This is a genomic window from Streptomyces sp. NRRL S-350 (assembly GCF_000719705.1).
Taxonomy (GTDB): domain Bacteria; phylum Actinomycetota; class Actinomycetes; order Streptomycetales; family Streptomycetaceae; genus Kitasatospora.
The window spans coordinates 52,533-65,611 of sequence record NZ_JOHO01000039.1; the positions used below are offsets into that span (position 1 = coordinate 52,533).

10 protein-coding genes are annotated in these 13,079 nt (G+C 71.7%); 9 read left to right on the forward strand and 1 reads right to left on the reverse strand.

Features of this window, described 5'->3' with window-relative positions; translation table 11 throughout:
• Positions 1 to 33: 33 nt before the first annotated feature.
• Entirely contained in the window at positions 34 to 1,686 is a 1,653-nt protein-coding gene (locus IF30_RS0127910) for a PucR family transcriptional regulator (protein ID WP_030243544.1), read from the reverse strand.
• Positions 1,687 to 2,059: 373 nt separating this feature from the next.
• Between IF30_RS0127910 and IF30_RS0127915 the strand changes: the two genes are divergently transcribed.
• From IF30_RS0127915 to IF30_RS0127955, 9 genes are all read left to right on the forward strand, one after another.
• The gene (locus IF30_RS0127915) at positions 2,060 to 3,571 is read left to right on the forward strand and encodes a gamma-aminobutyraldehyde dehydrogenase (protein ID WP_030243546.1); all 1,512 of its coding nucleotides are present in this window, start codon (positions 2,060 to 2,062) and stop codon (positions 3,569 to 3,571) included.
• Positions 3,572 to 3,667: 96 nt separating this feature from the next.
• Complete coding sequence (locus IF30_RS0127920) at positions 3,668 to 4,918, forward strand: polyamine ABC transporter substrate-binding protein (protein ID WP_051711329.1); 1,251 nt, start codon at positions 3,668 to 3,670, stop codon at positions 4,916 to 4,918.
• 39 nt (positions 4,919 to 4,957) lie between these two features.
• Positions 4,958 to 6,100, forward strand: coding sequence for an ABC transporter ATP-binding protein (locus IF30_RS0127925; protein ID WP_030243549.1), 1,143 nt, complete (start codon positions 4,958 to 4,960; stop codon positions 6,098 to 6,100).
• Entirely contained in the window at positions 6,097 to 7,026 is a 930-nt protein-coding gene (locus tag IF30_RS0127930; RefSeq protein WP_030243551.1) for an ABC transporter permease, read from the forward strand. Before IF30_RS0127925 ends, IF30_RS0127930 begins: the two co-directional genes overlap by 4 nt.
• Positions 7,026 to 7,829, forward strand: a complete 804-nt coding sequence (locus tag IF30_RS0127935; RefSeq protein ID WP_030243553.1) for an ABC transporter permease — start codon at positions 7,026 to 7,028, stop codon at positions 7,827 to 7,829. Before IF30_RS0127930 ends, IF30_RS0127935 begins: the two co-directional genes overlap by 1 nt.
• A gap of 120 nt (positions 7,830 to 7,949) precedes the next feature.
• Complete coding sequence (locus tag IF30_RS0127940) at positions 7,950 to 9,344, forward strand: NAD(P)/FAD-dependent oxidoreductase (RefSeq protein ID WP_030243554.1); 1,395 nt, start codon at positions 7,950 to 7,952, stop codon at positions 9,342 to 9,344.
• A gap of 182 nt (positions 9,345 to 9,526) precedes the next feature.
• On the forward strand, positions 9,527 to 9,958 hold the full coding sequence (locus IF30_RS0127945) for a hypothetical protein (RefSeq protein ID WP_030243556.1): 432 nt from the start codon (positions 9,527 to 9,529) through the stop codon (positions 9,956 to 9,958).
• 112 nt (positions 9,959 to 10,070) lie between these two features.
• Entirely contained in the window at positions 10,071 to 10,835 is a 765-nt protein-coding gene (locus tag IF30_RS50350) for a hypothetical protein (protein WP_030243558.1), read from the forward strand.
• 366 nt (positions 10,836 to 11,201) lie between these two features.
• Positions 11,202 to 12,725 (forward strand): CoA-acylating methylmalonate-semialdehyde dehydrogenase, encoded by a 1,524-nt coding sequence (locus IF30_RS0127955; RefSeq protein ID WP_030243559.1) that lies wholly within the window; start codon positions 11,202 to 11,204, stop codon positions 12,723 to 12,725.
• Positions 12,726 to 13,079 lie beyond the last annotated feature (354 nt).

The following is a 13,079-nucleotide window of genomic DNA, read 5'->3' on the forward strand; positions in this document are numbered from 1 at the left end:
GCGCGGGAGGGGCGGGCGCCAGGGCGGGGACCGCTAGCGCCGTACCGCGTCGAGGGCGAGCAGCGCCACGTGCAGGGAGAGGCAGGACTCCACCTGGTCGAGGTCGACGCCGAGGATCCGCTCGACCTTGTGCAGCCGGTCGTAGAACGACGGCCGGGACAGGTGTGCGGCGTCCGCCGCGGCCGACTTGTTCCGGCCCTGCTCCAGGTAGATCCGCAGCATCTGCACCAACTGGCCGTTGTGCTCGGCGTCGTGGGCCAGCAGCGGGCCCAGCTCGCGCTCCACGTAGGTCTGCAGCCGGGCGTCGTCGCGCAGCAGGTGGAGCAGGCCCCGCAGCCGGACGTCCGGCAGCCGGTAGTAGGAGGAGCGGCCGCCGCCGGGCCCGTCGTGCAGGGCGGCGTCGGCGACCTGGGCGGCCTCCAGCAGGGTGCGCCGGGCGTCGCGGACCGAGCCGACCGAGGAGCCGACCGCCACCACCGGGCCCGCCGGGTCGGCGCCCTCCCGGCCGGCCTCGGCGGACATCCGGCGCAGCGTGGCCGAGAAGGTGTCCAGCGAGGCGTGCTCCTCCTGCTGGGCGCCGAGCGAGATCAGCAGGCCGACGGCCTCGTCGTCGAGCGCGCCGACCAGGGCGGAGAGCCGGCTGGCCCGGACGGCGCTCGCGGCCAGTTCGGTGAAGTCGCGCAGCCGCGCCTGGGCCTCCAGCGCGGCCGGGATCGGACCGCGCCGCTGCCGCAGCACCACGCCGACCAGCCGTCGGCCCTCCAGTGGGACGCCGAGCGCCTGGGCGCGCAACGCGGCCTCGGAGACGGTCAGGGCGTGGGTGAGGATGCCGGAGAGCAGGGTGCGGTGGGTCTGCCGCTCCAGGCTCTCCCGGTCGCGCACCACCAGCCGGTTGAGCGCCAGCGCGGAGGCGCCGCGCTCCAGCAGCATGGCGTGCGGGTGGGTCTCGCCCACAGGCAGCGGGCCGGGCTCCTGGACCAGCACCAGCCGGCCCCAGTCCTGGCCGCGGGCGCCCACGGTGGTGACCAGCCAGCCGCTGCGCGGGTCGTGGCCGGTGCGGCCGGCCGGACGGACCCCGCGGGAGCGGCGCTCCCAGTCCTCCAGCACCTCGGCCTCCGGGCGCCCGGCGGTGTCGTGGGCGAGTACCTGGTGGGCCAGGTTCTCCAGGACGACCGGCCCGCCCGCCATCCGGGCCACCTGGCGGACCACCTCGGGCGGCTCGGCGCCCTCCACCACCAGCTCGTTGAACACATGGTGGACGGATTCGGAGATGCGCAGCTGCTCCAGCTGGGAGTTGACCACCAGGGCGTGCACGGCCTCGGTCACGGCGACGAAGCGCAGCTCGCGGCGGAGCGTGACGAGCGGTAGCCCGCGCTGCTCGGCGGCGTTCACCAGGGCCCGGGGGAGCGCGTCGAAGTAGCGCCGCCCGTACTCGACGACCAGGCCGGCCACGCCGACCTCGTCCAGCTCGCGGACGTAGCGGGCCAGGCCCTCGCGGTCCTCGGGCAGGGCGATGCCGGTGGTCAGCACCAGCTCGCCGCCGCTCAGCATCCCGGCGACGTCGGGCAGTTCGCTGACGTGGACCCAGCGGACCGGCCGCTCCAGGTGGTCGGCGCCGGCCACGACCTGGGGGAGGCCGCGCCGCATCACCTCCAGGTCGAGCACGCGGGCGACGGTGGGGAGCATCGCGGGGCCTCCGGGGCCGGGACTGGTCACTGTGTCAGGTAAATCATCCATCGCCGCGACGACCTGTCGCCCTGCTCGCGCCCTTGCACCCTGTAAGGCCCTGCGGGTCGAGGCTGTCGCAGTGACCCTTGTCACGCCCTGACGGCAGCGGGCATGGTCAGCGGGTCGGCTGTGGCGGAAACCCGGTCCCGCGCCGGAATCCGTAGCGGTAACCAGAACGCAACCGTGGAATCCCTTGTCCGGAGCCATCCGGACTGTCAGGATCGCCCAACCCCGATGATCGACCTTGACGGATTCCCGCACCTCCCGCGAAAACCCCCGCGGAGGCGGCGATCCGTCGCTCAGTCGTACCACCGGCACCTGGAGGAACCAGATGGACCTGACCGACTTCGGCGCGGGCGCGCAGTACATCGCGGGCCGCCAGACCCGGGGGAGCGGCGAACCCTTCCAGGTCGTCAACCCCGCCGACGGCAGCGTGGTCGAGCAGGTCGCCCTGGCCACGCCCGGGGACGTCGACGCCGCCGTCGCCGCGGCGAAGGCCGCCCTGCCCGGCTGGTCCTCGGCCACACCAGGCGCCCGCGCCGAGGCGCTGACCAGACTGGCCGCCGTGCTGACCGACGCCTGCGGCGACCTGGCCCGGGTGGAGACCGCGCAGACCGGCAAACCGGTCAAGCTCGCCACCGAGTTCGACGTCCCCGGCACGATCGACAACGCCGCGTTCTTCGCCGGCGCCGCCCGCAACCTGGAGGGCAAGGCGGCCGGCGAGTACTCCGGCGACCACACCTCCTACGTCCGACGCGAGGCGATCGGCGTGGTCGGCTCCGTCTCGCCGTGGAACTACCCGCTGCAGATGGCCGCCTGGAAGATCCTCCCGGCGATCGCGGCGGGCAACACCATCGTCCTCAAGCCCGCCGAGCTGACCCCGCTGACCTCGCTGATGTTCGCCCGGGCGTGCACGGCGGCGGGCATCCCCGACGGCGTGGTCAACGTGGTCACCGGCGCCGGGCGCACCGCCGGCGAGCACCTCGTCGGGCACCCCGACGTCGCGATGGTCTCCTTCACCGGCTCCACCGCGGTCGGCCGGAGGGTCGCCGAACTCGCCACCGCGAGCGTCAAGCGCACCCACCTGGAGCTCGGCGGCAAGGCCCCGTTCGTGGTCTTCGACGACGCCGACCTGGACGCCGCCGTGCACGGCGCCGTCGCCGCCTCGCTGATCAACGGCGGCCAGGACTGCACCGCCGCCACCCGCGCGTACGTCCAACGGCCGCTGTACGAGGCCTTCGTGGCCGGCGTCGCCGAGCTGTTCACGGCCATCCGCATCGGTGACCCGCTGAACCCGCGCACCGACCTCGGCCCGCTGGTCTCGTACGCCCACCGGGACCGGGTGGCCGGCTTCGTGGAGCGCGCCCGCTCGTACGCCACCGTCGTCACCGGCGGCCGCGTGCCCACCGTCGGCCACGACGGCACCGACCTCACCCGCGGCGCGTACCACCCGCCCACCCTGATCACCGGCGCGGCCCAGGACAGCGAGGTCGTGCAGGGCGAGATCTTCGGCCCGGTGCTGGTCGTGCTGCCCTTCGACGGCGACGACGAGGGCCTGCGGCTGGCCAACGACACCCCGTACGGCCTGGCCGCCTCCGCCTGGACGAGCAACGTGCACCGCTCGCTGCGCGCCACCCGGGAGCTCGCGGCCGGGTGCGTCTGGGTCAACGACCACATCCCGATCATCAGCGAGATGCCGCACGGTGGCTACAAGGCGTCCGGTTACGGCAAGGACATGTCCCAGTACTCGCTGGACGAGTACACCCAGGTCAAGCACGTCATGTTCGACACCACGGCGGTGGCCCGCAAGGACTGGCACCGCACCGTGTTCGGAGACAGATGACCCCCGGGCCGGGGCGCTTCCCCCTTCGCCCTTACGCCCTCTTCGCTCCACGCCCTCTTCGCCCCACGCCCCCCTTTCCCCCAGGAGGCCCGTTCCATGGCGTTCAACGAGCTCACCGACGGCCTGCCCGAACCGGTCCGCAGGGCCTGGGAGCGCAGCCTGACCAGCGGCCGGGCCGCACTGGGCCGCCGGGCCCTGCTGCGCGCCGCCGCCCTGACCGCGGGAGCGGGCACCCTGGCCGCCTGCGGCATCCCGGCGGCCTCCCGGACGACCGGTGACTCCACCGCCAACGCCGCCAAGGACCTGTCGGACACGGAGAAGGAGGTCGACTTCTCCAACTGGCCGCTGTACGTCGACACCGACGAGAAGGACAAGGAGAAGCACGGCACCCTGGAGGCCTTCACCCAGGCCACCGGGATCAAGGTCAGGTACAACGAGGACGTCAACGACAACGTCGAGTTCTTCGGGAAGATCAAGCCGCAGCTCGCCTCCGGCCAGGACACCGGCCGCGACCTGATGGTGCTCACCGACTGGATGGCCGCCCGGATGATCCGGCTCGGCTGGGTGCAGAAGCTCGACCCGGCGAACGTCACCACCGCGATCACCAACGTCGAGGCGCGCTTCCGCGCCCCGGACTGGGATCCGGGGCGGCTCTACTCCTACCCGTGGGCGGGCATCCAGGTCGTCGTCGCGTACAACCGGAAGGCGACCAGGGGGAAGGAGGTCACCAGCGTCTCCCAGCTGCTGGACGACCCCGAGCTGAAGGGCCGGGTCACCTTCCTGTCCGAGATGCGCGACAGCATCGGGATGGTCCTGCTGGACATGGGCAAGGACCCGGCGAAGTTCACCGCCGACGACTACGACGCCGCGATCGCCCGGGTGCAGAAGGCCGTCGACAGCAAGCAGATCCGCCGCTTCACCGGCAACGACTACGGGCAGGAACTCTCCTCCGGAGACATCGCGGCCTGCGTCGCCTGGGGCGGGGACCTGATCCAACTGCGCGTGGACAACCCCGACATCGAATTCGTCGTCCCGGAGAAGGGCTTCATCTCCTCGACCGACAACCTGCTGGTTCCGGCGAAGGCGCGGCACAAGACCAACGCGGAGAAGCTGATCGACTTCTACTACCAGCCGAAGATCGCCGCGCAGCTGGTCGCGGGCATCGGCTACGTCTCCGCCGTCACCGGGATGAAGGACGAGCTCGCCACCCTCGCCCCGGACACCGCGGCCAACCCGCTGGTCGTCCCCACCCCCGAGATGACGGCCAAGGCACACGTGTTCCGCACGCTCACCGAGAGCGAGGAGAGCGACTTCGAGCAGAAGTTCTCCAAGCTCATCGGCGCCTGACCCCCCTCCCGGCAGAGAACCCAGGAAGACACCCACCCCATGACAGACCAGCAGCGTGACGCGGCCGCCGGCGGCGACGTCCGGCTCACCGGCATCGGCAAGACCTACGGCTCCTTCACCGCCGTCCACCCGCTCGACCTGACCGTCCCCCAGGGCTCCTTCTTCGCCCTGCTCGGCGCCTCCGGCTGCGGCAAGACCACCACCCTGCGCATGATCGCCGGCCTGGAGGAGCCCACCAGCGGCACCGTCCTGATCGGCGGCCAGGACGTCACCGCCCTGCCCCCGTACAAGCGGCCGGTCAACACCGTCTTCCAGAGCTACGCGCTCTTCCCGCACCTGGACATCTTCGAGAACGTCGCCTTCGGCCTGCGCCGGCGCGGCAAGAAGGACGTCAGGAAGCAGGTCGACGAGATGCTGGAACTCGTCGAACTCGGCCAGTACGCCCGGCGCAAGCCGCACCAGCTCTCCGGCGGCCAACAGCAGCGCGTCGCCGTCGCCCGCGCCCTGATCAACCACCCGCAGGTGCTGCTCCTGGACGAGCCGCTCGGCGCCCTCGACCTCAAGCTCCGCCGCCAGATGCAGCTGGAACTCAAGCGGATCCAGACCGAGGTCGGCATCACCTTCGTCCACGTCACCCACGACCAGGAGGAGGCCATGACGATGGCCGACACCATCGCGGTGATGAACGGCGGCCGGGTCGAGCAGCTGGGCGCGCCCGCCGACCTGTACGAGAACCCCGCCACCACCTTCGTGGCCAACTTCCTCGGACAGTCCAACCTGCTGCCCGCCGAGGTCACCGGCACCGAGGGCGGCGACCTGCTGCTGAGCGCGGCCGGCAGCCGCCTCACCGTGCCGAAGGCGCGCTGCGCCACCGACGCCAAACGCGTCCACCTCGGCGTGCGCCCGGAGAAGATCACCATCACGCACGCCTCCGAGGAGATCGCCGACGGCCGCAACAAGCTGGCCGGCACCGTGGTCGACTCCAGCTTCATCGGCGTCTCCACCCAGTACGTGGTCCGCACCGACGGCGGCCAGGAGGTCGCCGTCTTCGAGCAGAACATGGAGCGCGACGCCCGGATCGTCCCCGGCGCCCCGGTCCTGCTGCACTGGAACCCGGCGCACTCCTTCGCCCTGGACGCCTCGCAGGCCATCGACGCGGGCACCGCGGAGGAGGCCGCATGACCGCCACCACCCCGGCCGCACCGCCCCAGGTCATCCCCCTGACGGAGCCGGCGCCCAAGGCGAAGCGCAAGCTCACCCCGTACTGGCTGCTGCTGCCCGGCATAGCCTGGCTGGTCGTCTTCTTCGCCGTCCCGATGGTCTACCAGGCGTCGACCTCGCTGCAGACCGGCTCGCTCGAAACGGGCTTCAAGGTCACCTGGCACTTCTCGACCTACTGGGACGCCCTGGTCGAGTACAAGTGGCACTTCGTCCGCTCGTTCTCCTACGCGGCCGTCGCCACCGTGCTCTGCCTGGCCGTGGGCTACCCGCTCGCGTACACGATCGCGTTCAAGGCGAGCAAGCGCTGGCGCAACGTCATCCTGATCCTGGTCATCGCGCCGTTCTTCACCAGCTTCCTGATCCGCACCCTGGCCTGGAAGACCATCCTGTCCGACGGCGGCCCGGTGGTCGGCGCGCTGAACGCGCTGCACGTCCTGGACCTCACCAACCTGGTCGGTCTGACCGACGGTGACCGGGTGCTGGCCACGCCGCTCGCGGTGGTCTGCGGTCTGACGTACAACTTCCTGCCGTTCATGATCCTGCCGCTGTACACGTCGCTGGAGCGGATCGACCCGCGCCTGCACGAGGCGGCCGGCGACCTCTACGCCCGGCCGTTCACGACCTTCCGAAAGGTCACCTTCCCGATCTCGCTGCCGGGCGTGGTCGCGGGCACCCTGCTGACCTTCATCCCGGCCTCCGGCGACTACATCAACGCCCAGCTGCTGGGCTCGCCGAGCGAGCAGATGGTCGGCAACGGCATCCAGAAGCAGTTCCTGAACGTGCTCGACTACCCCACGGCGGCCGCGCTGAGCTTCATCCTGATGGCCCTGATCCTGGGCATGGTGACGGTCTACATGCGCAAGGCCGGGACGGAGGAACTGGTCTGATGTCCCGAGTGATCAAGTGGATCCGGGCCCATCTGGTGGTGCTGGCCGGCCTGCTGGCCCTCGCCTACCTGGTGCTGCCCAACCTGGTCGTGCTGGCCTTCTCGTTCAACAAGCCGGTGGGCAAGTTCAACTACGAGTGGAACGCGTTCTCCACCGACGCCTGGACCAACCCCTGCGGCGTCGCCGACATGTGCCAGTCGCTCTCGCTCAGCCTGCAGATCGCGGTGTTCGCCACCATCGGCGCCACCGTGCTCGGCACCATGGTGGCCTTCGCGCTGGCCCGTCACCGCTTCCGCGGCCGCTCCGCCACCACTGCGATGATCTTCCTGCCGATGGCCATGCCCGAGGTGGTCATGGCCGCCTCGCTCGGCACGCTCTTCCTCAACATGCGCGTCCCGTTCGGCTTCACCACCATCCTCATCGCGCACATCATGTTCTGCCTCAGCTTCGTGGTGACGGCGGTCAAGGCCCGCGTGATGAGCATGGACCCGAGGCTCGAACAGGCCGCCCAGGACCTCTACGCCACCCCCACCCAGACCTTCCTCCGGGTCACCCTGCCGCTGGTGGCCCCCGGCATCGCGGCGGGCGCGCTGCTCAGCTTCGCGCTCTCCTTCGACGACTTCATCATCACCCAGTTCAACTCGGGCCCGACCACGGTCACCTTCCCGATGTTCGTCTGGGGCGCCTCGCAGCGCGGCATCCCGGTGCAGGTGAACGTCATCGGCACCGCGATGTTCGCCGCCGCCGTCGCGCTGACCGTCGCGGGCCAGTGGCTCGGCAACCGGAGGAAGGCCGCCGCCTGACCTACCGTCGTCTGTCGGGCCGTCGCCTGTCGGACCGCCGCCTGCCGTGCCTGGTCCGACGGCCGGACGGTCAGCAGTGGCTCGATCTGTCATCTATCCGAAGAAAGTGGCTGATAATGCATGGAATCCGCCCGCGCACTCAGTGACGCCAGGCCCACCCCCTTCTGGCTGGAGGACCCGGGCCGGCCGACCGCGCTGCCCGCCCTGGTCGGCGACACCACCTGCGACCTGCTGGTCGTCGGCGGCGGCTACTCCGGCTTGTGGACCGCCCTCATCGCCAAGGAACGCGACCCCTCGCTGGACGTCGTACTGGTCGAGGGCAACGAGGTCGGCTGGGCCGCGTCCGGGCGCAACGGCGGATTCTGCGCGGCCAGCCTCACCCACGGCTTCGGCAACGGCCTGGAGCGCTGGCCCTCCGAACTCGCCCGGCTGGAACGCCTCGGCGCCGCCAACCTGGCGGGCATCGAGGACACCCTCAAGCGGTACGGGATCGACGCCGAGTGGGAGCGCACCGGCGAGATCGACGTCGCCACCCAGCCCCACCAGGTCGAGGAACTCCACGAAGTCGCCGAGGCGGTCAGCCGGTACGGCCTCGACATCACCGTCCTGGACGCCGACCAGGTGCGCGCCGAGGTGGACTCGCCGACCTTCCTCGGGGGCCTCTGGGACAAGGAGGGCGTGGCGATGGTCCACCCCGCCAAGCTCGCCTGGGGCCTCAAGGCCGCCTGCCTGAGCCAGGGCGTGCGGATCTTCGAACACACCCGGGCCACCGACCTGCGGGAGTACGGCAGCGGCATGGCCGCCCGCACCCCGTACGGCCGGGTCTTCGCCCGCCGGGTCGCGCTCGGCACCAACGTGTTCCCGTCCCTGCTCAGGCGCGTCCGTCCGTACATCGTGCCGGTGTACGACTACGCGCTGATGACCGAACCGCTCAACGAGGAGCAGCTCGCCTCGATCGGCTGGAGCAGGCGGCAGGGCCTCGGCGACAGCGCCAACAAGTTCCACTACTTCCGGCTCTCCGCCGACAACCGGATCCTCTGGGGCGGCTACGACGCGGTCTACCACTACGGCGGCCACGTCCGGCACGAGTACGACCAGCGGCCGGAGACCTTCCGGACCCTCGCCGGCCACTTCTTCCGCTGCTTCCCGCAGCTGGAGGGGCTGCGCTTCACCCACGCCTGGGGCGGCGCGATCGACACCTGCAGCCGGTTCTCGGCGTTCTTCGACACCGCGAACCGGGGCAAGGTCGCGTACGCGGCCGGCTACACCGGGCTCGGCGTCGGCGCGACCCGCTTCGGCGCCGAGGTGATGCTCGACCTGCTCGCGGGGGAGCGCACCGAGCGCACCTCACTGGAAATGGTGCGCAGCAAGCCGCTGCCGTTCCCGCCCGAGCCGGTGCGCTGGGCCGGCATCCGGATCACCACCCGGTCGCTGGAACGGGCCGACCGCAACGGCGGCCACCGGAACCTGTGGCTGCGCACGCTGGACAGGCTCGGGCTGGGCTTCGACAGCTGACCTCCTTTGACCTCCTCCGGCAGCTGATCTCCCACCGACCGCCGACCTCTTCGGTGGTCGGCGCCGTAATGTGCCCCCGACCCGTGTAATCGGGGCCCGCCGTCCGCCTCTCCTTGGTGACGGCGGGTCTCGCTCTCCCCGCCGAGCCCGAACAGGACGAACGGCAAGAAGCGGGGACAGACATGGAAAGCACCGGACTGCACTGGCTCGCCCAGGTGGCACCGGACCCGGAAGCCTTCCGGGAACACTGGGAGCGCACCGGGCTGGGCCTGATGCTGCTGCCGGCCGGCCGCCGCTGGGACGTCCTCACCGTCCCCGGGCGGCTCGGGCACCCTGCACTGGAGATCCTGGAGACCGCCCCCTGCGGCCCGGCCCTCACCGACTTCGGCGACGAGCACGTCAGTTTCCTGGTGCCGGTCGGCACCGCCGCACGCTGGGTCGGCACCGGCGTGCGCGGCGCGGGGGAGGGCACCTGGATCGTCGTCCCGCACCCCGAGCGCAGCAGCCGGGGGGTGCGCTGGCTGGTCCCGCCGGACGGCTCCGGGCGGCTCACCGACCCGGTGCTGCTGGAGCTCGCCCTGCACGCATCCGTGGCGCGGGGCAGCGGGTGGTGAGGGTGTGGCGTGCGGCCTGCCGGTCGGGGCGGTGGCCGCGGCCGGCAGGGTGCGCGGGGCCGGCGCGGTCGGCGGTGGGGCGCGGAGCGGGCGGTCGCGTCAGACTGGAGGCGTGACCACCGCACCGCACGCCGTCGACGCCTCGCTCCGCCCGGGCCCGGCCCAGCTGCGCCTGGCCGCCGTGGCCGTGCCCGTCTGCGACCGGTACGGCCTCGCCCTGGCCGGTGGGCACGCGCTGCGCGCCCACGGCGTCGCGGCCTGCTCGCAGGACGGGCTCACCCTGGCCACCGGAGGGGCCGACCTGCCCGAAGTGGCCGACGCACTGGCCGAGGCGTACCGCGCGGCGGGCGGCGGGGTCGCCGAGCGGCCGGGCACACCCCGGCTGGAGCAGCTCGCCGTCCGGCTGGCGCTCGGCGGGCGGTCGCACTCGGTGGAACTGCGCAAGGAACCGCTGGGCCACCGGCCGGTCCGGCTGGACCTGGGCGCGCCCGGGCCCGACGAGCCGCCGGTGGTGCTGCCGGTCGTCGCCCTGGAGGACGCGGCGGCGCTGACCACCGCGCTGCTCGTGGACCGGGGCATGCCGCGCGACCTGATCGACGCGCACGCCCTCACCCGGTACTACCGGGAGGGCGAACTGCTCGCACTGGCCGGGGAGTTGGACCCGGAATTCCAGCCCGCGGCGCTCGCCGACCGGCTGGAGACGCTCGCCGAGGCGGCGGACGGGCGGTTCCGCGCGCGGGGGATCCCCGCCGGGGCGGTGGACGGGCTGAAGCGGTGGGCGCTGGCGTGGGCGCAGGACCTGCGGCTGGACCTGCTGGAAACACAGGAGGCGCCGGACGGGCTGCACGACCCGTACCTGGAGGACGAGGAGGCCTGAGCCCGGCCCGGGCGGCGGGCGTCCCACGCCTGCCTTCCCCCTGTCCCATGTTCCGTGGCCCGGTGTCCTGCGCCCCGGGCGCCCTGGTGTCCAAGGGCGGGACGATCGCACCTGGCCTGGCCATCCGGGCACACGCGGCGGTCCGGTCACACGTTCGGAGCCGCCACCTTCGGCGTAGCGACCGGACGACCTGTAAGGCTGAATCCACGATCCCCGTCAGCCTGTTCGTTGAGCCCGGCCGGGGCGGCCTCCAGACTGGAGAGGAGAGCGCGGTAGCCCCGTGAATCCCGTCGCCCGGCCCCCTCGGGCGGCGCCAGACCGGACCGGTGGCAGGACGCCGCCCGGGACTTCGGAGGCAGACGGACCTTGAGCAAGAACATCATTCACTGGATCGGCGGCAAGCCGGTCGCCACCGCCGGTACGGCGCCCCGCCGCGGTGACATCTTCGATCCGGCCACCGGCCAGGTCGCCGGTCACGTCGACTTCGCCGAGATCGCCGAGGTCGACCAGGCCGTGGCCGCGGCCGCCGCGGCCTTCACCGAGTGGCGCACCGCCTCGGTCGCCAAGCGTTCGACGGTGCTCTTCGCCTTCCGCGAGCTGCTGAACGCCCGCCGTGACGAGCTGGCCGCGATCATCGTGGCGGAGCACGGCAAGGTGCACTCCGACGCCCTGGGCGAGATCGCCCGCGGCCTGGAGGTGGTGGAGTACGCCTGCGGCATCCCGCAGCTCATCAAGGGCGGCTTCACCGAGCAGGCCTCCACCGGCATCGACGTCTACTCGATCCGCCAGGCGCTCGGCCCGGTCGCGATTATCTCGCCGTTCAACTTCCCGGCCATGGTGCCGATGTGGTTCTTCCCGATCGCCATCGCGGCCGGCAACACCGTCGTGGTGAAGCCTTCGGAGAAGGACCCGTCCGCCGCCGTCTTCCTCGCCGAGCTGTGGAAGGAGGCCGGCCTGCCGGACGGCGTCTTCAATGTCGTGCACGGCGACAAGGTCGCCGTCGACCGCCTGCTGGAGCACCCGGACATCAAGGCCGTCAGCTTCGTCGGCTCCACCCCGATCGCCCGCTACGTCTACGAGACCGGCACCCGCTACGGCAAGCGCGTGCAGGCCCTGGGTGGCGCCAAGAACCACATGCTGGTCCTGCCCGACGCCGACCTCGACCTGGCCGCCGACGCCGCCGTCAACGCGGGCTTCGGCGCGGCCGGCGAGCGCTGCATGGCGGTGTCCGTCCTGGTCGCCGTCGACCCGATCGGCGACGAGCTGGTCGAGAAGATCAAGCAGCGGATCGCCACCCTGAAGGTCGGCCCGGGCTGCAACGGCGACTCCGAGATGGGCCCGCTGGTCACCGGCCAGCACCGCGACAAGGTCACCTCCTACGTGGAGTCCGGCGTCGCCGACGGCGCCGAGCTGGCCGTGGACGGCCGCAAGCACGCCGTCACCGCCGAGGACAAGGACGGCACCCCGACCGCAGACGGCTTCTGGCTCGGTCCCACGCTGTTCGACCACGTGAAGCCCGGCATGTCCGTCTACAACGACGAGATCTTCGGCCCGGTCCTCTCCGTCGTGCGGGTCTCCTCCTACGACGAGGGCCTGGCGCTGATCAACGCCAACCCGTACGGCAACGGCACCGCCCTCTTCACCAACGACGGCGGCGCGGCCCGGCGCTTCCAGTTCGAGGTGGAGGTCGGCATGGTCGGCATCAACGTGCCGATCCCGGTGCCGGTCGCCTACTACTCCTTCGGCGGCTGGAAGGCCTCGCTCTTCGGAGACACCCACGCCTACGGCCCGGACGGCGTGCACTTCTTCACCCGCGGCAAGGCCGTCACCCAGCGCTGGCTGGATCCGTCCCACGGCGGCATCAACCTGGGCTTCCCCACCAACAGCTGAGCACCCGGGCCAGAGCAGCGCCCGCCCGCGCTCCGCGGGAACCCGCCGACCGGACCCCTCTCCTCAGGGTCCGGTCGGCGGGCGTTTGCCTGCCGTTTGCATCCGCGTGCAGGAACGCGTAGAGTTCTTCGAGCTGCCTGGCTGGGAGCACCGGACACGCGTCTGCGCGGACGGTCCCGGGGCGGCCAATCCTCTGAAACACCACTTCCCAGTTCGGGCTGGGTCGCGTCGGCATTTCCGATTCGCGGCTCGGTTCTTATGTGGCATGTGCGTTTTATCGGATTGCGGCTGGATTCGCCTTTCGAGGCGGGGATCGGCTAGAGTTTGAAACGTCGGACAGGGCGTCAAGCCCCG